The organism is Streptomyces sp. GL_141, assembly GCF_057834385.1.
In genome coordinates this window covers 4587311-4606061 of record NZ_CM174402.1, presented here as the reverse complement: position 1 = coordinate 4606061, position 18751 = coordinate 4587311, and the positions used below count along the sequence as shown (strand labels likewise).

19 protein-coding genes and 1 tRNA gene are annotated in these 18751 nt (G+C 72.9%); 9 read left to right on the top strand and 11 right to left on the bottom strand.

All coding sequences use genetic code 11. The features are described 5' to 3' along the window. Positions 1 to 297 precede the first annotated feature (297 nt). The 3 genes from AC3IX6_RS20245 to AC3IX6_RS20235 all read left to right on the top strand — a co-directional run bounded on the left by AC3IX6_RS20245 (position 298) and on the right by AC3IX6_RS20235 (position 2949). A complete protein-coding gene (locus AC3IX6_RS20245; protein ID WP_489371501.1) occupies positions 298 to 1431 on the top strand; it encodes a sensor histidine kinase in 1134 nt (377 codons plus the stop codon). Positions 1432 to 1514: 83 nt separating this feature from the next. Continuing rightward, positions 1515 to 2126, top strand: coding sequence for a response regulator (locus AC3IX6_RS20240; protein WP_489371500.1), 612 nt, complete (start codon positions 1515 to 1517; stop codon positions 2124 to 2126). Between the two features lie 208 nt (positions 2127 to 2334). Then, entirely contained in the window at positions 2335 to 2949 is a 615-nt protein-coding gene (locus AC3IX6_RS20235) for a nuclear transport factor 2 family protein (protein ID WP_489363307.1), read from the top strand. A gap of 15 nt (positions 2950 to 2964) precedes the next feature. On the opposite strand, the gene AC3IX6_RS20230 is transcribed toward AC3IX6_RS20235, so the two are convergent. Further along, a complete protein-coding gene (locus AC3IX6_RS20230) occupies positions 2965 to 3597 on the bottom strand; it encodes a response regulator (protein ID WP_389697434.1) in 633 nt (210 codons plus the stop codon). Then, the gene (locus AC3IX6_RS20225; RefSeq protein WP_489363305.1) at positions 3594 to 4286 is read right to left on the bottom strand and encodes a sensor histidine kinase; all 693 of its coding nucleotides are present in this window, start codon (positions 4284 to 4286) and stop codon (positions 3594 to 3596) included. The genes AC3IX6_RS20230 and AC3IX6_RS20225 overlap by 4 nt, the downstream gene beginning before the upstream one ends. A gap of 182 nt (positions 4287 to 4468) precedes the next feature. On the opposite strand from AC3IX6_RS20225, the gene AC3IX6_RS20220 reads away from it, so the two are divergent. Beyond that, entirely contained in the window at positions 4469 to 4972 is a 504-nt protein-coding gene (locus tag AC3IX6_RS20220) for a hypothetical protein (protein ID WP_489363303.1), read from the top strand. Positions 4973 to 5225: 253 nt separating this feature from the next. Here AC3IX6_RS20220 and AC3IX6_RS20215 read toward each other — a convergent pair whose 3' ends face one another. Beyond that, positions 5226 to 5939 carry a pentapeptide repeat-containing protein gene (locus AC3IX6_RS20215; RefSeq protein ID WP_489371499.1) on the bottom strand — a complete coding sequence of 238 codons (714 nt, stop codon included), beginning with the start codon at positions 5937 to 5939 and terminating at the stop codon, positions 5226 to 5228. Between the two features lie 115 nt (positions 5940 to 6054). Between AC3IX6_RS20215 and AC3IX6_RS20210 the strand changes: the two genes are divergently transcribed. Then, the gene (locus AC3IX6_RS20210) at positions 6055 to 7047 is read left to right on the top strand and encodes a zinc-binding dehydrogenase (protein WP_489371498.1); all 993 of its coding nucleotides are present in this window, start codon (positions 6055 to 6057) and stop codon (positions 7045 to 7047) included. A gap of 14 nt (positions 7048 to 7061) precedes the next feature. Here AC3IX6_RS20210 and AC3IX6_RS20205 read toward each other — a convergent pair whose 3' ends face one another. The 3 genes from AC3IX6_RS20205 to AC3IX6_RS20195 are packed head-to-tail and all read right to left on the bottom strand — an operon-like array spanning position 7062 to position 9265. Continuing rightward, positions 7062 to 7535, bottom strand: coding sequence for a GNAT family N-acetyltransferase (locus AC3IX6_RS20205; RefSeq protein ID WP_489363301.1), 474 nt, complete (start codon positions 7533 to 7535; stop codon positions 7062 to 7064). Between the two features lie 9 nt (positions 7536 to 7544). After that, the gene (locus tag AC3IX6_RS20200) at positions 7545 to 8513 is read right to left on the bottom strand and encodes an aminoglycoside phosphotransferase family protein (protein ID WP_489363299.1); all 969 of its coding nucleotides are present in this window, start codon (positions 8511 to 8513) and stop codon (positions 7545 to 7547) included. Positions 8514 to 8548: 35 nt separating this feature from the next. Then, positions 8549 to 9265: a DsbA family protein gene (locus AC3IX6_RS20195; RefSeq protein ID WP_489363297.1), complete on the bottom strand. Its 717-nt coding sequence runs from the start codon at positions 9263 to 9265 to the stop codon at positions 8549 to 8551. A gap of 169 nt (positions 9266 to 9434) precedes the next feature. Here AC3IX6_RS20195 and AC3IX6_RS20190 point away from each other — a divergent pair, with 169 nt between their 5' ends. Then, complete coding sequence (locus AC3IX6_RS20190; protein WP_489363295.1) at positions 9435 to 10817, top strand: NAD(P)/FAD-dependent oxidoreductase; 1383 nt, start codon at positions 9435 to 9437, stop codon at positions 10815 to 10817. A 46-nt stretch (positions 10818 to 10863) separates the two neighbouring features. On the opposite strand, the gene AC3IX6_RS20185 is transcribed toward AC3IX6_RS20190, so the two are convergent. Together AC3IX6_RS20185 and AC3IX6_RS20180 are read right to left on the bottom strand one after the other, a co-directional pair. Further along, positions 10864 to 10938, bottom strand: a tRNA-Thr gene (locus AC3IX6_RS20185). Positions 10939 to 11042: 104 nt separating this feature from the next. Continuing rightward, positions 11043 to 11711 (bottom strand): hypothetical protein, encoded by a 669-nt coding sequence (locus AC3IX6_RS20180; RefSeq protein WP_489363294.1) that lies wholly within the window; start codon positions 11709 to 11711, stop codon positions 11043 to 11045. A 166-nt stretch (positions 11712 to 11877) separates the two neighbouring features. Here AC3IX6_RS20180 and AC3IX6_RS20175 point away from each other — a divergent pair, with 166 nt between their 5' ends. From AC3IX6_RS20175 to AC3IX6_RS20165, 3 genes are all read left to right on the top strand, one after another. After that, complete coding sequence (locus AC3IX6_RS20175; protein ID WP_489363292.1) at positions 11878 to 12966, top strand: ABC transporter ATP-binding protein; 1089 nt, start codon at positions 11878 to 11880, stop codon at positions 12964 to 12966. A 193-nt stretch (positions 12967 to 13159) separates the two neighbouring features. Further along, positions 13160 to 13573 (top strand): hypothetical protein, encoded by a 414-nt coding sequence (locus AC3IX6_RS20170; RefSeq protein WP_266878811.1) that lies wholly within the window; start codon positions 13160 to 13162, stop codon positions 13571 to 13573. A 42-nt stretch (positions 13574 to 13615) separates the two neighbouring features. After that, positions 13616 to 14404, top strand: coding sequence for a nucleotidyltransferase family protein (locus tag AC3IX6_RS20165; RefSeq protein ID WP_489363290.1), 789 nt, complete (start codon positions 13616 to 13618; stop codon positions 14402 to 14404). A 110-nt stretch (positions 14405 to 14514) separates the two neighbouring features. On the opposite strand, the gene AC3IX6_RS20160 is transcribed toward AC3IX6_RS20165, so the two are convergent. From AC3IX6_RS20160 to cysS, 3 genes are all read right to left on the bottom strand, one after another. Beyond that, positions 14515 to 16077 (bottom strand): DoxX family protein, encoded by a 1563-nt coding sequence (locus AC3IX6_RS20160; protein ID WP_489363288.1) that lies wholly within the window; start codon positions 16075 to 16077, stop codon positions 14515 to 14517. A 156-nt stretch (positions 16078 to 16233) separates the two neighbouring features. Then, positions 16234 to 17205: a 23S rRNA (guanosine(2251)-2'-O)-methyltransferase RlmB gene (gene rlmB / locus AC3IX6_RS20155; protein WP_403717067.1), complete on the bottom strand. Its 972-nt coding sequence runs from the start codon at positions 17203 to 17205 to the stop codon at positions 16234 to 16236. A gap of 109 nt (positions 17206 to 17314) precedes the next feature. Continuing rightward, on the bottom strand, positions 17315 to 18712 hold the full coding sequence (gene cysS, locus AC3IX6_RS20150; protein ID WP_489363286.1) for a cysteine--tRNA ligase: 1398 nt from the start codon (positions 18710 to 18712) through the stop codon (positions 17315 to 17317). Positions 18713 to 18751 lie beyond the last annotated feature (39 nt).

Below are 18751 nucleotides of genomic sequence, written 5' to 3'. Positions count from 1 at the left end.
TTGAGGACCGGGGTCTGGGGCGGAGCCCCAGAAGCCTCGGGCGCAGCCCGGTCCGAACGGGTCAGGGCGGAGCCCTGGGAACGGTGGAAGGGTGGGTAGGGGACGGCCCCGCGCAGCGCCACCCACCCGCACCCCCCACCAACCCGGCACCATGGACAAACGCACCACCCCCAGGAGCACCCCGTGACCAGCGCGCCCCCACCGAGCCCGCCGAGCCCGGCACCCCCGCGGCCGGCACGCCCACCGAGCCCGGCGACCACCCCACCCGCACAAGACACCCGCGCCCTGGCCACGGTCATGCACACCGCGTTCTTCCTCCTCCTCGGCGCCTCCGTGGCCCGCTTCCTCCTCCGCCACCCCGACGAACCCCGCACCCCGTGGATCATCGCCCTCGGCATCACCCTGGCCCTGCTCTACGTGCTCGGCCCCGCCCTGGGCGCCGCCCCCACCCTGCGCCGCCTCATCTGGCTCGGCCTGGTCGTCGCCGTCTGGGTGGTCCTCGTCGTCCTCGCGCCGAGCTTCGCCTGGTGCGCCGTACCGCTCTTCTACACGGCCCTGCGCACCCTCCCGCCCCGCGCGGCCGTCGTCCTCGTGGCCCTGCTCACCGTGTTCGTCGTGGCGGCCCAGCTCCGCCTCGCCCAGACCTCCGGCTCGGGCGAGCCCTTCGACCCCAACCTCCTCCTCGCCCCGCCCGCCGTCGCCGCCCTCGCCACCGCCGTGTTCATCCACATGGAGCGCCAGGCGGCAGCCCAGCGCACCCTGATCGACGACCTGATCCGCACCCGCCGGGAACTGGCCGCCACCGAACGCCGCGCCGGCACCCTCGCCGAACGCCAGCGCCTCTCGATGGAGATCCACGACACCCTGGCCCAGCACCTGTCCAGCCAGCAGATGCTGCTCCAGGCCGCCGACCGCACCTGGGACACCGATCCCGGCACCGCCCGCGCGCACGTCCGTACCGCCACCGACATCACCGCGCGCGGCCTCGCCGAGGCCCGCCGCCTGGTGCACGACCTCGCACCGCCCGAACTCGCCGGCGGCGCCGGCCTCCCGGACGCCCTGCGCGCACTGGAGGCGGGCCCGGACATCGAGGTCCGCTTCCACCTGGAGGGCGCGCCGGTCCCCCTCCCCGACCGTGCGGAGCAGGCGCTGCTGCGCATCGCGCAGGGCGCGCTGGCGAACGTACGGGAGCACTCGGGGGCCCGTACCGCGGCCCTCACCCTCAGCTTCCTGGGCGACCAGGTCGTCCTGGACGTGGCCGACGACGGCCACGGCTTCACCCAACTCCGCGCCGCCGCCGGGGAACGCGGCCACGGCCTCCCCGCGATGCGCGCCCGCGTCCGCCAGCTCGGCGGCACCCTGACCATCGAATCCACCGCGGGCGAGGGCACGGTCCTGTCGGCGTCGATCCCCCTGGAGCCCACCCCGTGACCACGAACGAGAACCCGGCCGCCACCCCCGACCCCACCCCCGCGCCCGCCGCCACGCCCCCGGCGGCCAAGAAGGCGACCACGATCCTCCTCTGCGACGACCACGTCGTGGTCCGCGCCGGCCTGCTGGCCCTGCTCGGCAGCGAGCCGGACATCGAGGTCCTCGGCGAGGCGGGCAGCGGCGAGGAGGCGGTCGCGCTCGCGGCCAAACTCCGCCCCGACGTGGTCCTGATGGACCTCCAGCTCGGCGAGGGCATCGACGGCGTGGAGGCCACCCGCCGCATCACCGCCGCCCCGAACCCTCCGCACGTCCTGGTCCTGACCACCTACGACACCGACGCGGACATCACCCGGGCCATCGGCGCGGGCGCCACCGGCTACCTCCTGAAGGCGGAACGCCCGGAGGAACTGTTCGCCGCGATCCACTCCGCCGCCCAGGGCCGCACCACGCTCTCCGCCCCCGTGGCCAGCCGCGTGATGGCCCACATGCGCGGCACCCGGCCCACCCTGACCGACCGTGAGCTCGACATCCTCGGCCAGCTCGCCCGCGGCCTCGGCAACCGCGACATCGCCCGCGCCCTGTTCATCAGCGAGGCCACGGTCAAGACCCACCTGGGCCGCATCTACGACAAGCTCGGCGTCGACACCCGCGCGGGCGCGGTCTCGGTGGCCAAGGAACAGCGCCTCCTCCCCTGAGGACCCCGCCCACGGCACGACACCACGTCGACCGCCCGGCATCGCACGGCATCGCACGGCACGACACCGCATCTCATCGTCCATCCGTACGAGATCGCGCTCGTACGCCGCGCCGATCCCCCGCGGGCGGCGACACGACAGGCTCGTCAGTGCCCGGACCGCCCCGAGCAGGCCCGGGCACCACCAGCCGTGTCGAGAGGAACCCGCCATGCCGACCACCGATTTCGCCCCGGAACGCCGCCGCATGCTCACCATGCTGGGCACCGGCGCCGCCGCGGCCGGGCTCGGCGCCCTCGCCGCCGCGACGCCCGCCACCGCCGCGTCCGAGGAGCTTTCGACCGCCTCCTACGGCTTCGGCCCGGCGGGTACGGCGGAGGACGAGCTGGCGATCAACCGCCTGCTGGAGACCTACCTCTTCGCCGTGGACACCAAGGACAAGACGGTCTTCCGGACCCTCTTCACCGACGACGCCGTCCTCACCGTGATGGCCCACCCCGACGGCACCGCCGGCATCGTCAAGACCGGCATCGAGGCGGTCGTCGCCAACCTCGACGGCGCGGCGGCCTGGGGCTACTCCACCCACGTCACGGCCAACGCCCACATCCGCGTCACCGGCCGCTACACCGCCACCGGCGACAGCCACGCCACCGCCCAGCTCGTCTACCCGGCCACCGCCACGGCCCCGGAGACCGTCGTCGTACGCGGCATCCGCTACCGCGACGAGTACGTGAGGTCGGCCGGCGTCTGGAAGATCCGCAAGCGCGTCTTCTCCCCGCTCTGGCAGTACAACGGCACCGCGATCCAGATCAACTACCCGAACTAGCCCACCCCACAGGGGCTACCCCAGCCCGATGAGCCCCCGGTCGACGGCCGCGCGCACGGCCGCCGTACGGTTCTCCACCCCGAGCTTCTCGTAGACGTGCACGAGGTGCGTCTTGACCGTCGTCCCGCTGATGAACAGCGCCGATCCGATCTCCCGGTTGGAGCGGCCCGTCGCGATCAGCTCCAGGATCTCGGTCTCCCGGGCCGTCAGCGCCGCACTCGGCGCCCGGTACCGGCTCATCAGCCGCGAGACCACCGACGGCGACAGCGCCGACTCCCCCGCCGCCACCGTCCGCAGCGCCTGGAACAGCAGGTCGGGCGGGGACCCCTTCAGCAGGTACCCCGCCACACCCGCCTCCACGGCCCGTACGACGTACGCATCGGACTCGTAGCTGCTGAGCACGACCACCCGGGGCGGAGCCGGCATCCGCCCGATCCGCCGCGTGGTCTCCACCCCGCACATCCCCGGGCCCATCCGGATGTCCATCAGCACCAGCTCGGGACCCAGCTCGCGCACCATCCGCAGCGCGGCGCCCCCGTCCGCGGCCTCCCCGCACACCTCGAACTCCGGACACCCGCCCAGCAACGCCCGCAGCCCCGCCCGCACGACGGGATGATCGTCCACCAACAGGATCCGCACGGGAGTCATACCGCCCCCACCCCCGGTCCAGGCCCGGCCTCCCCCTCCCCCTCCCCCAGAGCGGGCACGCAGACCGACACCACCGTCCCACCCCCACCCGGACTGCTCTCCACCGTCGCCGTACCCCCCAGGTACCCGATGCGGCGGCGCAGCAGCCGCAACCCGTCCCCACCCGGGTACCCGGCATCGGCAGCCTCCGGATCGAACCCCACACCGTCGTCCCACACGTCGAGCGCGAGCACGTACGGCTGATAGGTCAGCGTCACCACGACGACGGAGGCCCGCGCGTGCCGGCGTACGTTGGCCAGGGCGCCCTGGGCCGCCCGCAGCACCGCGGCCTCGACCCTGCCCGGCACCACCCGGGGCTCCCCCTCCAGCCGGAACCGGGCCCCGGCCACCCCGGCGCACAGCTCGCGCAGCACATCGGCGAGGGCCGCCCGCTCCAGCTCCACCGGAGCCAGGTCATGGATGAGCCGCCGGGCCTCGGCGAGGTTCTCCCGGGCCGCGGCGGCGGCCTGCCGGACCAGCTGCCGGGCCTGCCCCGGCTCCCGCGTCCACTCCCGGTCGGCCGCGTCGAGCAACAGGTGCATGCTGGTCAGCCCCTGCGCCACGGTGTCGTGCAACTCGGCCGCGAGCCGGTGGCGCTCCCGCAGCACGCCGGCCACCACGGCCTCCCCCTGCCCCCCGGCCCCTCCCACGCCCGTCCCCTCTCGCCACACCCCCCGGACGCGCCGAGCATAATCCGGCGAACCCGACACCCCAGGGGGGCATCAGCAACTCTGATCCTCGGCCCCACACCCCCCACAAGGGACGGCGAGCAGGCCCCCGGGAGCACCCACGGCGGGCCACCCCCCGCCCCACGCATGACACCATCGGGTACGTGCTCGACATCGGCTACTCCCTCTCCCGGCGCTTCCCCGACCCCCCGCAGACCGACTACCGCTCGGCGGACGTCCACTCGCTGCGCCACGACCTGTTCTGCGGGGACGTCTACCTCGCCGACACCAACGCGGACCGGGAAGTGTCCACAGCCTGGGGATGGGTGCCCGTACTGGACTTCGCCTGGGCGCTGTGCGACATCGTCGAGCAGCTCGACCAGGACCCGCGCGGCAGCCGCGCGGCCAACCGGCAGTACGCCGAGATCGACTTCACCGAGTCCTCGGACCGCATGCTCTTCGAGCGCCGCTTCGGGTGGGTGGACGTCGAGGCCGACTGGATGCCGTCGGAGGAAGCCCCCCTCACCTTCAGCCACCGCCTGCTGCGCCGCGAAGCCCGGGACTTCCTCCACGACGTGATCGCGGACCTCATCGACATGCACGACGGCCTGGGAGACAACCCGATCATCTGGACCCTCCAGTCCCGCTTCCCCCGCGTCTCGTCGTAAGCCCGGGGGCTCCGCCCGACACTCGAAGACAGGGGTCCGGCCACTCCAGCCGTCCGGCGCTTGAGGACCGGGGTCCGGGGCGGAGCCCGGCACCCCTCCCCAGCCCGTCCGGCGCTTGAGGACCGGGTCAGGGCAGAGCCCTGGGAACGGTGGAAGGGCGGGTAGGGGACAGCCCCGCAGGGCCCCCGGCCCAGCCGAGGCAACGTCCCCGGCCCCCCGGGCCACCCAGCACCCCGCCAGGGCCGGCCGCGGGCTAGGAAACCACCCGCACCCCAAGCTGCGCAGCCATCACCGGCGCCAGCCCAACGAGCTGCGCAGGACTGATCACCGCCCCGGCCAACGCATCCACCCCCCGGGCGATGTCCACCGCCCGCGCCCCCCGCAGGTCCACGTCCACCATCCGCGCCCCCGTGAAGTCCACCCCCCGCAGCTCGCAGTCCCGGAACTCCACCCGCTCCAGCACCGCACCCCCGAAGTCCGGCTCCACCAGCACGCACCCCTCGAAGACCACGTCCTTGAGCCGCGCCGTGCGCAGGTTCAGATAGTCGATCTTGCCCCCGCGCACGAGCACCCGCTCCAGCACCGCCCCGTGCAACTGCACCCCGCCCAGCCGGGCGTCCAGCAGTTCCACATCGCGCAGCGAGGCCCCCGCCAGGTCCGTCCCCACCCCCCGGACCCCGTCCAGCACCGAGTCCAGGATCCGGGCCTTCGCCAGCCCCGTCTCGTCCAGCACGCAGCGCCGTAGCGCGCAGTCCATGAACCGGGCCCCCCGCCCGTCCCCGCCCGTCAGGTCCACCTCGACGAGCTCCAGCCCGTCGTAGTCCCCGTCCGGCTCCAGCTCCAGCGCCGCGTCGTCCCACCCGCCGAGCTCCGGCAGCCGCAGCTCCGGCAGCCGCGCCGCCTTCACCATCTGCTCCTTCTGCTCCTTCTGCTGCTGCTTCTGCTGCTTCCGCCCGTCCCGCGCCATCGCCATGCCCCCATCCTGGCCCACCCCTTGACCTCAACCCCACTTGAGGTCCGAGGCTTCACCCATGCCCACACCCACCCGGCCCACGCCGCCCACCCCGCCGACCACCCCCACCATGCGAGCCATCCGCCTCCACGCCTTCGGCCCCGCCGAGAACCTCTCCTACGAGTCCGTCCCCCGCCCCGTCCCCGCCCCCGGCCAGGTCCGCATCGCCGTGGCCGCCGCCGGCGTGCACCTCATCGACACCGCCCTGCGCCGCGGCGTCCAGGGCCCGCCCACACCCCTGCCCGAGCTGCCGACCATCCCCGGCCGCGAGGTCGCCGGCACCGTCGACGCGCTCGGCCCCGGCACGGACCCCGCCTGGCTCGGCCGGTCCGTCGTCGCCCACCTCGGATTCACCCCCGGCGGCTACGCCGAGTACGCCGTCACCGACGCCACCCGACTGCACGCCGTCCCGGACGGCCTCGACCCCGCCACCGCCGTCGCCATGATCGGCACGGGCCGCACCACCCTCGGCATCCTCCAGTTCGCCGAGCTCGGCCCCGGCTCCGTCGCCCTGGTCCCCGCCGCCGCGGGCGGCATCGGCACCCTGCTGGTCCAGTACGCCAAGCACGCCGGAGCCACCGTCGTCGCCCTCGCCGGCGGCCCCGCCAAAACCGCCCGGGCCACCGCCAACGGCGCCGACCTCGCCCTCGACTACACCGCCCCGGACTGGGCCGACACCTTCCGCGCCCACCACCCCGACGGCGCCACCGTCCTCTTCGACTCCGTCGGCGCCGCCGTCGCCCGCACCGCCCTCGGCCTGCTCCGCGACGGCGCCCTGCACCTCGTCTTCGGCTGGTCCGGCGGCCCGCTCCTGCTCACCGACGCCGAACAGGCGGACCTGGACGCCCGCGGCATCACCACGCAGCACGTCCTCGGCCCCGCCATGCTCCAGCGCGCCGGCGGCGAAGACCCCCTGCGCCGCCTCGAAACCCGCGCCCTCGCCGAAGCCGCCACCGGCCGCCTGCGCCCCGCCCTCCAGCGCTACCCGCTGGCCGAAGCCGCCACGGCCCACCACGACCTGGAAACCCGCGCCACCACCGGCAAGGTCGTCCTGGAACCCTGAAAACCCTCCCCCGGCTACGCGCCCCCGAGCTCCGCCAGCGCCCCGTCGGTCAGCCGGTACACCGACCACTCGTCCTGCGGCCGCGCACCCAAGGCCTCGTAGAAGGCGATCGTCGGCTCGTTCCACTTCAGGACCGACCACTCCAGCCGCTCGTACCCGCGCTCCACACAGATCCGCGCCAACTCCCGCAGCAGCGCCTTCCCGTGGCCGCCGCCGCGCACGCCCGGACGGACGTACAGGTCCTCCAGGTAGATCCCGTGCACCCCGCGCCACGTCGAGAAGCTGAGGAACCACAGCGAGAACCCGACCGCCTCGCCCTCCGCCGTCAGCGCGAGGTGCGCGAACGCCGCCGGCCGCTCCCCGAACAGCGCCTCCCGCAACTGCTCCTCGGTGGCGCGCGCCTCGTGCGGCACCTTCTCGTACTCCGCGAGCTCGCGGATCATGGCGTGGATGACGGGTACGTCGCTGACGACGGCGCTACGGATCATGCCTGCACCCTACGAGCCCCCGCGCCGGCCCCGCCCACCCGCTCCGTCCCGCCCCAGCAGCGATTCCGCGATCCTCAGCTGCCTCCCCGCCGGCCGGTCCCCGTCCTCCACGTCCCACAGGCAGTTCTGCAGCACCCGCCCCAGCGTCCACGCCCGCGCCCGTTCCCGGTCCGCACCCACCGCCTCCGCGAGCGCCTCGAAGCGCCACCGCACCTCCCGCGCACGGAAGGCGTTGACCAGCGCCGGCAGCAGCTCGAACCCCGGATCACCGGCGAGCGGCTTCGGATCGATGGCCAGCCACGGTTCGCGTCCACCCGCCAGGACGTTGTCGTAGTGCAGGTCCCAGTGCAGCAGCCGGTCCCCCGGCTCCCCCGCCACCTCCGCGAGCGCCGCCGCACAGTCCGCGACGAGCCCCCGCTCCCGGCCGTCCCCCAGCCGCTCCAGCGCACCCGGCACCGACTCCAGCATCGCCGCCGCCACGTCCCCCAGCCGCCGCACCCCGGCCGGCGCCGGGACCGCCGTCAGCCGGGCCAGCAACCCGCCGACGAGCTCCACTGCCCGCGCGGAATCCCGTACGGCCAGCGCCGACAGCGGCCGGCCCTCGTCGAGGCGCTCCAGCAGCAGCGTGCCCGTCTCCGCATCGTCCGCCAGCAGCCGTACGCAGCCCTCCCCGGCCCACGCGCGCAGCGCGAGCGCCTCCCCCGCGTTCTCCTCGTCCAGCGCCGGCAGCTTGAGCGCCGCCGCCGTCCCGTCGGCCCGCACCACCGGCAGCACCAGGGCCGTCACCCCGTACATCCCGGGCCCGGTCACCCGTAGCTCCCACCGCTCCAGGAAGGAGGCCACCCGCACGGGCAGCGCGTCGACGAACTCCCGCCCGGCGGCGCCGTTGTCCCGCACCTGCGCCCGCACGAACCCTTTGGGCACCCCACGGAACCCACCGCCCGAGCCGCCCGCCACACCCGCCGTCGCACCGTCCATGCCCCGACCCTAGGGGGCGACACGAGAAGGACGGCCTAAGCCGAAGCCCCGATCCCCACACCCTTCAACGCCCGCCCGAACGCCCCCGCGTCGAACAGCGACCCGTCCTTCGACCCGACCGGCGCCCCCTCCACCAGCACCATCGGCGTCGCCTGCGCACCCGTCGCCTCGAAACCCTTCTCGGCCTCGGCGACCCACCCCTTGTACTTCTGCTCCTTCACCGCCGCGTCGAACTCCGCCCCGCGCAGCCCCGGCACCGCGTCCGCGATCTTCAGCAGCAGCTCGTCGGTGAACCGCCCCTTCGGCTGGCTGGCGAAGACCGCCGCGTGGAACTCCGCGAACTTCCCCGCATCCGCCGACGCGCGCAGCGCGTTCACCGCCCTGACCGAACCGCTCGCCCCACCCCGGTCCAGGAAGGACGCCAGCAGGTACTCGATCTTCACCTGCCCGGCCACCGCCAGCTTCAGCAGCGACTCCCCGCCGGCCTCCTCGAACCGTGCGCAGTAGCCGCACTTGGGGTCCACCAGCACCTGCGCGGTACGCGGCGCATCCGGCTTCCCCACGACGATCTTCGCCCCGTCCACCGCCGCGGGCAGCCCCGCGAGCTGCGCGGCGATCGGACTGGTCCGCACCGGCACCTCGGAGACGGCCACGGCCTTCCCCTCACCCGTCCCGGAACCGCATCCGACGACCGCCCCGCCCAACAGGGCCACGGACGCGACCGCCGCGACCAGCCGCCCTGCCCTCACCACCCGCGCCATATGAACCAGTACCTCTCACACAAAAAACTGACAAAATCCCCGCCCCACCCTAAGAAGGAGACCGGACCGCCCACATCAGCCATTCGGCCACCTCTCGGCCCCCGAAACCCGACATCACGCCCCTGGACACCCCTCCACCACCCCGTGTAGCAACTCCCCCATGACGATCAACGGCGGAATTTCCTTCTGGTACGCGACGGACGAGACCGCCCCCGCCCACCCACCCCGCGCCCCGCTCACCGGCAACACCACGGCCGACGTCGTCATCGTCGGCGGCGGCTACACCGGCCTGTGGACCGCCTACTACCTCAAGACCGCGGCCCCCGACCTGCGCGTCACCGTCCTGGAGCAGAAGTTCTGCGGCTACGGGGCCTCCGGCCGCAACGGCGGCTGGCTCTACAACGGCATCGCCGGCCGCGACCGCTACGCCGCCCTCCACGGCCGCCCCGCCGCCCAGCGCCTCCAGCAGGCCATGAACGAGACCGTCACCGAGGTCATCGACACCGCCGCCAAGGAAGGCATCGACGCCGACATCCACCGCGGCGGAGTCCTCGAAGTGGCCCGCACCCCCGCCCAGCTCTCCCGCCTCAAGGCCTTCCACACCACCGAACTCGCCTTCGGCGAAACGGACCGCGAGCTCTACGACGCCACCGACACCCGCGCCCGCATCGACATCGCGGACGCCGTGGGCTCCTCCTGGACCCCGCACGGAGCCCGCATCCACCCCCTGAAGCTGGTCAAGGGCCTGGCCGCCGCCTGCGAACGCCTCGGCGTCGTCATCCACGAGTCCACCCCCGTCACCGAGATCGCCCCGCGCCGCGCCCTCACCCCGTACGGCACCGTCCGCGCCCCGTACGTCCTGCGCTGCACCGAGGGCTTCACCGCGGCCCTCAAGGGCCAGAAGCGCTCCTGGCTCCCGATGAACTCCTCGATGATCGCCACCGCCCCGCTCTCCCCGGAGACGTGGTCCCACATCGGCTGGTCCGACGCCTCCACCCTCGGCGACATGGCCCACGCCTACATGTACGCCCAGCGCACGGCCGACGACCGCATCGCCATCGGCGGCCGCGGCGTCCCGTACCGCTACGGCTCCCGCACCGACAACGACGGCCGCACCCAGCCCGCCACGATCGCGTCCCTCACGAACCTCCTCGAATCCTTCTTCCCGGCCCTCACCGGCGTGGAAATCACCCACGCCTGGTCGGGAGTCCTGGGCGTCCCCCGCGACTGGTGCGCCACGGTCACCCTCGACGCGGCCTCGGGCCTCGGCTGGGCCGGCGGCTACGTGGGCTCCGGCGTAGCCACGGCCAACCTGGCTGCCCGCACCCTCCGCGACCTGGTCCTGGGCGACACCACAGACCTCACCACCCTCCCCTGGGTCAACCACCGCGTCCGCCGCTGGGAACCGGAACCCTTCCGCTGGCTGGGCGTCCAGGCCCTCTACGCCGCCTACCGCGAGGCCGACCGCCGGGAAACCACCACCCACACCCCGACTACAACCCCGTTGGCCCGCCTGGCGGACCGCATCTCGGGCCGCCACTGACGCACACGCAAAAGGCCCCGGGCAACTGCCCGGGGCCTTCCGTCGGAGCCCCCTGTCGGATTCGAACCGACGACCTACGCATTACAAGTGCGTTGCTCTGGCCGGACTGAGCTAAGGAGGCGTGGTGACTCTGTGCAAGGCACGGAATCGCCTTCACTCTACACATCGCCCCGACCCCTCAGCGAAGAACTTTCCGGTGTCCGGAGCCGCCGTCGGCGGCCTCCCTCACACCCCCGGATACCCCGCCCGCGCCAGCCTCGGCCCCACCGCCGCCAGCGGGAGGCCCGGGTTGAGGGCGTCCACGACGGTCTGGGTGAGGGGGCGCAGCTCCCAGACGTGGCAGATCGCTTCCAGGGGGAGGTCCGTCTCGTAGTAGTCCTCGGCGAAGTCGCGGTAGGCCTCCGGGGTGCCCGCCACGAGCAGCTCGAAGAGGTAGTCCGCGCCGTCCGGATCGGGCTTGCCCTCCGGGAACTCCACCTTGCCCGCGCGCCACTGGGTGTCGGCGGTCTCGCGCCAGAAGACGGCGGTGGCGTTGAGGACGCCGTCCACGCAGAACGCCGGCTCCTTCAGGTACGGCCTGAAGGCCTCGGGTATGCCGTCGGTCAGGCCCGGCCACCCGTCCTCGGTGTCGGTGTCCGCCCACGGGCTCATCACCGACTCGTGGTCGAAGCCGTGCCCGAAGACCCCGTCGGCCGTGAAGACGATCGCGTAGTCGTCGCCGGAGCCGTTGTCCATCAGTGCCGCTTCCTCGCCCGGGCCCCACTCGGGGTCGTAGGCGAAGTAGCCGTCGTCCTCCTCGCCGCTGATCACCAGTTCCAGCGCCGCCATCGCCCGGCAGCGGTCGCGCAGCGTCTCGATGTCGGGCAGCCCGCGGGTCACGTCGTAGATGGTCATGGTCGTGATCAAAGCAGCCGCCTCTGACAGCGAGGGAACTCACTCGCCTCCAGGTGCTGACAGGAACGGATCGGGCGGGTAGCGTCGGGCCGAGTCCAGGTCACTGGACTAGACCTTCCACTCGGATCGTCCGGCACGTTCCTGCCGGTAGAAGGGATTCATCACCATGGCTTCTGTCACTTTCGACAAGGCGACCCGTCTGTACCCCGGCGGCGACAAGCCCGCCGTCGACCAGCTGGAGCTGGAGATCGCGGACGGCGAGTTCCTCGTCCTCGTCGGCCCCTCCGGCTGCGGCAAGTCCACCTCGCTGCGCATGCTGGCCGGCCTGGAGGACGTCAACGGCGGTGCCATCCGCATCGGTGAGCGCGACGTCACGCACCTGCCGCCCAAGGACCGGGACATCGCGATGGTGTTCCAGAACTACGCGCTCTACCCGCACATGTCCGTCGCCGACAACATGGGCTTCGCGCTCAAGATCGCCGGCGAGGACAAGGCCACCATCCGCAAGAAGGTGGAGGACGCGGCGAAGATGCTGGACCTGACCCAGTACCTCGACCGCAAGCCGAAGGCGCTCTCCGGCGGTCAGCGCCAGCGCGTCGCGATGGGCCGCGCGATCGTGCGCAAGCCGCAGGTGTTCCTCATGGACGAGCCGCTGTCGAACCTCGACGCCAAGCTCCGCGTGTCCACCCGTACGCAGATCGCCGCCCTCCAGCGCGACCTGGGCATCACCACCGTCTACGTGACCCACGACCAGGTCGAGGCCATGACGATGGGCGACCGCGTGGCCGTGCTGAAGGACGGTCTGCTCCAGCAGGTCGACACCCCGCGCAACATGTACGACCGCCCGGCGAACCTCTTCGTGGCCGGCTTCATCGGCTCGCCCGCGATGAACCTCGTCGAGGTCCCGATCACCGACGGCGGCGTGAAGTTCGGCGACAGCGTCGTCCCGGTGTCGCGCGAGGCCCTGTCGGCCGCCGCCGACGCGGGCGACCGCACGGTCACCGTCGGCGTGCGTCCGGAGCACTTCGACCTCGCCGAGACGGGCGGCCTGGAAATCATCGTGAACGTCGTCGAGGAGCTGGGCGCCGACGGGTACGTCTACGGCTCGACCGCGCACTCCGAGGGCTCGCAGGACATCGTGGTGCGCGTGAACGGCCGCCAGGTGCCCGAGAAGGGCTCCACGCTGCACGTGGTGCCGCGCGCGGACGAGATCCACGTCTTCTCGACCTCCTCGGGTGCCCGCCTCTCCGGCTGACCCGTACGTGCACAGCCGCCGAAGGGGCGTCCCGTCAAGGGGCGCCCCTTCGGCGCGAGTTCCGGCGCGAGGTGCGCAGATCGGGCCATTCGGCCCCAAGCGTCAACCCTTAATTCGAAAAGTCACGTCGAACCATCCCCCGACCGGGTGACTAAATGTCGCCATATCTTCACCGAGCGCTACTCTCGCCCTCGTGACCCACACTGCCCGCCGTATCGGCCGATCCCTCGCCCTGGTCCTGCCCGTCGTCCTGGTCCTGTCCGGGACCCTCGCGGTCACCATGGTCCCCTGGGCGGACAACACCCCCTCCCAGATCCTGACCGCGTCCGCCGAGGACGTCTCCGTCCCCGCGAAGCCGCGCGCCGCCCAGGACGTGCTGCGCGAAAAGCTGTTGAGCGAGATCCAGCAGGGCGAGCAGCCGGGTGACGTCCTCACCCACCTCCAGCAGGAGGTCGACCGGCGGCCGTCCCTCGCCGAGCACTGCGTGGGGATCGCGCGCGCCCTCGGGCGGGCCGCGGTGGACGCCTACGGGCCCACGAAGGCCCAGTCGTTCGCGCGGCCGGTGTGCGACACCGCGTACGCGTCCGGCGTCGCCTCCATGGGCTGACGGCCGCCGCCGCACGCCCTTCCGCACCCGGACATCACGAACATGACCGAATCCGAGCGTTCCGAAGGCTCCGAAGGCTCCGAGCGTTCCGACCGACCCCACGCGGCCGCGTTCCCGGCTTCCCCGACCCAGGCGGTTGTCCTGGCGGGGGGCCAGGGTTCGCGGCTGCGGCCTTATACGGACGACCGCCCCAAGCCGATGGTGGAGATCCCCGGGACGGGGATGCCGATCATCGGGCACCAGCTCGCGTGGCTGGCCTCGGAGGGGGTGACGGACGCCGTGGTCTCCTGCGGGCACCTCGCAGAGGTGCTCCAGAAGTGGCTGGCCGAGGCCCCGTTGCCGCTACGGGTGACCACCGTCGTGGAGAACGAACCGCTGGGCCGGGGCGGCGGCCTGAAGTACGCCGCCCGGCACCTCCCGGACCCCGGCGGGTCCTGGTACGCGACCAACGGCGACGTGTGGACCCGGTTCTCGCTGCGCGAGATGGCCGCCTTCCACGCCGAACGCGGCGCCACGGCCACCCTGGCGCTGGCCCGGCCGCGCATTCCGTGGGGGGTGGTGGAGATCAACGAGTACGGCCACGTACTGGACTTCATCGAGGCGCCGCAGTCCCCGTACCCGGTCAATGCCGGCGTGTACGTCTTCGGACCCGAATTCGCCGCTCTGCTGCCGGATTTGGGCGACCACGAGCGTACGACGTTCCCGCGCCTGGCCCGTGAGCGGCGCCTGGCGGGCTTCCCGCTGCCCCAGGGGGCCTACTGGCGGGCGATCGACACGGCGAAGGACCTGACCGAGGCGGCCCGGGAGTTGGCCTCGCAGAACGCCCCGTAGCGCCTCGCGGCGAACGGCGAACACCGACGCCGACGCCGAACACCGAAGGGCCCGGCGCGCTTTCGCGTGCCGGGCCCTTCGGTGTTCGCGTCGCCTTCGTGCGGCTCCCGTCAGCCGCCGAGGAGGCCGCCCAGCAGGTCGGGCTGCTGGGGTGCGGTGCTGCCCGTTCCCCCCGTGGAGCCCCCGCTGCGCGTTCCCGCGGAGCTGGCCGGGGGCTTCTGCGGGGTGGACTGGCGGGGGGTGCTGCGCGGGGTCTGGCTGGTGGTGCCGCGGGTCGCGGTGGGCGAGCCGGAGCCGGCCGTCGGGGAGCTCGAACCGGCTGCGCCGCGCCCGGACTTGGCGGCCGGCGAGGAGGCTCCGGCCGAGGGCTGCGCGGCCTGCTTCGACGGGGTGGGGCGCGCGGGGAGCTGCTGCTTGGGGCTGCTCGGCAGCGGCCGCCCGGGCAGGTAGTTGCTCGGGGCCTCGCCCGGTCCGGGCACGGTGACCACGGTGGTGGAGCGGACGGCGCCGCCGAGGAGCGAGCCGATGAGCAGGGTGAGTCCGCAGATGACGCCGGCCATGACGGCTCCGCGGCGCAGGACCCGGCGGCGCAGCCGCCAGACCTCGGAACGCGGGCCCAGGGTGCGCCAGGCCTCGCTCGCGAGGCGGCCGTCCAGGGAGTAGACGGGGGCGCCCGCGATGATGAGCGGGCTCCAGGCGGCGAGGTAGATGATGTCGGGCGCGTCGTAGGCGGGGACGGTCTTCCAGCTCACCGTCATCAGGAGCGCGGCGGACAGCAGTGCGCCGAAGCAGGCGGCGAACCGCTGCCACAGGCCGAAGACCGTCAGCACGCCCACGATGACCTGGAGGAAGGCCACGCTGAGTCCGGCGCCGACCGGATGGGCCAGCGCGAAGTCGCGCAGCGGTTCGGCGAGCGCCCAGGGCTGCAGGGTGTGCAGCCAGGTGACCATGGAGCCGCGCTCGCCGCCGTCGAAGTAGACGGGGTCGCACAGCTTGCCCATGCCGGCGTAGATGGAGATGAAGCCGAGGAAGACGCGCAGCGGGAGCAGCACGACGCCGAGGTTCATGCGGCGGCCGGGGTAGTACGAGGCTTGCGCGCGGGCGTCCGCCTGCGCGCGGGCCTCGCCCTGGGCCCGGCGGGAGTCCGCGGATCCGCTGCCCTCGGAGTAGGCGGCGTCGTAGGCCTCGTGGGAGTGGGAGAGGCCCCCCACCACGGGCTGCAGCCGGGTCTCGTCCGCGTCGCCGTAGCTGCGCTGGCCGACGACGGTCGGGGTGGCGAGCGTGTCGTCCGCGAGGTCGTGGGCGAGGTCGATGCGCGGGATCGTCTGGGTGGCCCCGCCGTCGTAGTCGTCGTGGGCGCGCCCGTGATCGCGTACGGCTTGGAGCAGGCCGCCCATGGCGGCGCTGGCGGCGGCGTCGCCGGGGGCGGACTTGCCGCTCCAGACGACGGGGCGGCGGCGGGCGGCACCGGCTCCGGCGGCCGCGAGGGCTCCGCCGAGTGCCGGGGCGAGCCCTGGGGCGCCCAAGGGCCTGGGACGCGCGCTGGGGCTCGGTGCGAGCCGCACGCGGAAGCTGGCGTGGTTGACGATGACCTGTGCGGGGTCGCACGGCACCTTGACCATGCTCAGCGCGGGCTGGTCGTCGAACCCTGGCGTTCTGGTGTCCACACTCATCTAACCGAGTGATGAGTGTTTAGGACACTGCCTTGACATCAGGGATGTGTCCGAGACCCGTCAAATCAAGCCACCCCGCCCGTAGGGGGCGGGGTGGCACGCTCACGGGTCACGTCCTGTGAGCCAAGTGGATCAAGCGGCGGGTGCGCCCGCCGCTCAGACGCGGCCGCGGGTGGCGCGGCGGCGGGCGGCCTCGTAGAGGACGACGCCCGCGGCGACACCGGCGTTGAGCGACTCGGCGCCGCCCGGCATCGGGATGCGCACGAGGTAGTCGCAGTTCTCGCCGACGAGCCGGCCGAGGCCCTTGCCCTCGGAGCCGACGACGATGACGACGGGGCCGGCGAGCGCTTCGAGCTCGTGGACCTCGTGAGTGCCCTCGGCGGCGAGGCCGACGACGGTGATGCCGGCCTTCTTGTACTCCTGGATGGCGCGGGTCAGGTTGGTGACCCGGGAGACCGGGGTACGGGCGGCGGTGCCGGCGGAGGACTTCCAGGCACCGGCGGTCATGCCGGCGGCGCGGCGCTCGGGGATGACCACGCCGTGGCCGCCGAAGGCGGAGACGGAGCGGACGATCGCGCCGAGGTTGCGGGGGTCGGTGACGCCGTCGAGGGCGACGATCAGGGGGTCCTCGCCGTTGTCGTACGCGGCGGCGGTGAGGTCCTCCGGGTGCGCGTACTCGTACGGCGGGACCTGGAGGACCAGGCCCTGGTGGTTGAGCCCGTTGGTGAGGCGGTCGAGCTCCGGGCGCGGGGCTTCCATCAGGTTGATGTTGCCGCGCTCGGCCGCGAGCTGGAGGGCCTCGCGGACGCGCTCGTCGTTGTCGATGAACTGCTGGACGTACAGGGTGACGGCCGGTACGCCGTCGCGCAGCGCCTCGAAGACCGGGTTGCGGCCGACGACCATCTCGCTGGTGCCCTTGGGGCCGCCGCGGCGGGGGGCCGGGCGGCGCTTGGCCGCCTGGCGGGCCATGGCGTTGCTGATGCGGTTGGCCTTGTGCTTCTTGCGGTCCTCGGCCTTGGGCGTGGGGCCCTTGCCTTCGAGGCCCTTGCGCCGCTGGCCACCGCTGCCGACCGTCGCGCCCTTCTTGTTGGACGTGCGGCGGTTCCTGCGCTGGCTGTTCCCGGCCATGACCTCTACCTGATTTCGTTGGTTCTGCGATATGTACGTATGAAGAGTGTGCCGCCCGGATCGCCGGGCGGCCCAATCCGAGTGCTCCAGTGGGACTGCGCCGGTGGGCTCAGCGGGGGCCGAGCGTCCACCGGGGTCCGGTGGGGCTGTCCTCGATGACCAGGCCCGACTGCTGGAGCTGGTCGCGGATGGCGTCGGCGGTGGCCCAGTCCTTGCGGGCGCGCGCCGATTCGCGCTGCTCCAGGACCAGGCGCACGAGGGTGTCCACGGCTCCGTGGAGGTCCTCGCCGCGGTCCGTCTCGCCGGCCCAGTGCGGGTCGAGGGGGTCGAGTCCGAGGACGCCCAGCATGGCCCGTACCTCCGACAGGCGCGAGATGGCCGCGTCCTTGTCGTCGGCGGCGAGCGCGCTGTTGCCCTGGCGGACGGTGGTGTGGATGATCGCGAGCGCCTGCGGGACGCCCAGGTCGTCGTCCATGGCCTCGGCGAAGGCGGGCGGCACCTCGGCGGCCGGCTCGACGGAGCCGCCGGCCTTCTCGATGACGCGCTGGATGAAGCCCTCGATGCGGGCGAAGCCGGACTCGGCCTCGCGCAGGGACTCCACGCTGTACTCGATCATCGAGCGGTAGTGCGGGGTGCCGAGGTAGTAGCGCAGGACGATCGGGCGCCAGACCTTCAGCATCTCGGAGACGAGGACGGAGTTGCCGAGCGACTTGGACATCTTCTCGCCGGAGAGGGTGACCCAGGCGTTGTGCATCCAGTACTTCGCGAACTCGTCGCCGTAGGCCTTGGCCTGGGCGATCTCGTTCTCGTGGTGCGGGAAGATCAGGTCGAGCCCGCCGCCGTGGATGTCGAAGGCGCTGCCCAGGTACTTGTGCGCCATCGCCGAGCACTCCAGGTGCCAGCCGGGACGGCCGCGGCCCCACGGGGTCTCCCAGTCGGGCTCGCCCGGCTTGGTGGCCTTCCACATGGCGAAGTCGCGCGGGTCGCGCTTGCCGGAGACGCCCTCGTCGGGCTGGCGCAGGTCGTCGATGTTCTGGTTCGACAGCTCCAGGTAGCCGGGGAAGGAGCGCACGTCGAAGTAGACGCTGCCGTCGGCCTCGTACGCGTGGCCGCGCTCGATGAGCCCGCGCATCATCTCGATCATCTCGGGGACGTGCCCGGTGGCGCGCGGCTCGTACGTGGGCGGGAGGCAGCCCAGCGCGTCGTAGCCGTCGTTGAAGGCGCGCTCGTTCTCGAAGCCGATGGACCACCAGGGGCGGCCCTGGTCGCCGGACTTCGCGATGATCTTGTCGTCGATGTCGGTGACGTTGCGGATGAAGGTGACGTCGAGCCCGCGGTAGGTGAACCAGCGGCGCGCGATGTCGAAGTTCAGGTACGAGCGGACGTGCCCGATGTGCGGAGCCGCCTGCACGGTGGCGCCACAGAGGTAGATCGAGACGCAGCCCGGGACGAGCGGGGTGAAGTCACGGATCTGCCGGGCGCTGGTGTCGTACAGGCGAATAGTCACGGCATCCAGGGTAGTGCGCCTGTAGCAGTGCCCCGCGAC

What these genes read in the sequence shown, in the direction of transcription:
- AC3IX6_RS20245 (WP_489371501.1), top strand. Translation starts at nt 298, where the DNA reads ATGCACACCGCGTTCTTCCTCCTCCTCGGCGCCTCCGTGGCCCGCTTC.
- AC3IX6_RS20235 (WP_489363307.1), top strand. Translation starts at nt 2,335, where the DNA reads ATGCCGACCACCGATTTCGCCCCGGAACGCCGCCGCATGCTCACCATG.
- AC3IX6_RS20230 (WP_389697434.1), bottom strand. Translation starts at nt 3,597, where the DNA reads ATGACTCCCGTGCGGATCCTGTTGGTGGACGATCATCCCGTCGTGCGG.
- AC3IX6_RS20215 (WP_489371499.1), bottom strand. Translation starts at nt 5,939, where the DNA reads ATGGCGCGGGACGGGCGGAAGCAGCAGAAGCAGCAGCAGAAGGAGCAG.
- AC3IX6_RS20210 (WP_489371498.1), top strand. Translation starts at nt 6,055, where the DNA reads ATGCGAGCCATCCGCCTCCACGCCTTCGGCCCCGCCGAGAACCTCTCC.
- AC3IX6_RS20205 (WP_489363301.1), bottom strand. Translation starts at nt 7,535, where the DNA reads ATGATCCGTAGCGCCGTCGTCAGCGACGTACCCGTCATCCACGCCATG.
- AC3IX6_RS20200 (WP_489363299.1), bottom strand. Translation starts at nt 8,513, where the DNA reads ATGGACGGTGCGACGGCGGGTGTGGCGGGCGGCTCGGGCGGTGGGTTC.
- AC3IX6_RS20190 (WP_489363295.1), top strand. Translation starts at nt 9,435, where the DNA reads ATGACGATCAACGGCGGAATTTCCTTCTGGTACGCGACGGACGAGACC.
- AC3IX6_RS20180 (WP_489363294.1), bottom strand. Translation starts at nt 11,711, where the DNA reads ATGACCATCTACGACGTGACCCGCGGGCTGCCCGACATCGAGACGCTG.
- AC3IX6_RS20175 (WP_489363292.1), top strand. Translation starts at nt 11,878, where the DNA reads ATGGCTTCTGTCACTTTCGACAAGGCGACCCGTCTGTACCCCGGCGGC.
- AC3IX6_RS20165 (WP_489363290.1), top strand. Translation starts at nt 13,616, where the DNA reads ATGACCGAATCCGAGCGTTCCGAAGGCTCCGAAGGCTCCGAGCGTTCC.
- AC3IX6_RS20160 (WP_489363288.1), bottom strand. Translation starts at nt 16,077, where the DNA reads ATGAGTGTGGACACCAGAACGCCAGGGTTCGACGACCAGCCCGCGCTG.
- rlmB (WP_403717067.1), bottom strand. Translation starts at nt 17,205, where the DNA reads ATGGCCGGGAACAGCCAGCGCAGGAACCGCCGCACGTCCAACAAGAAG.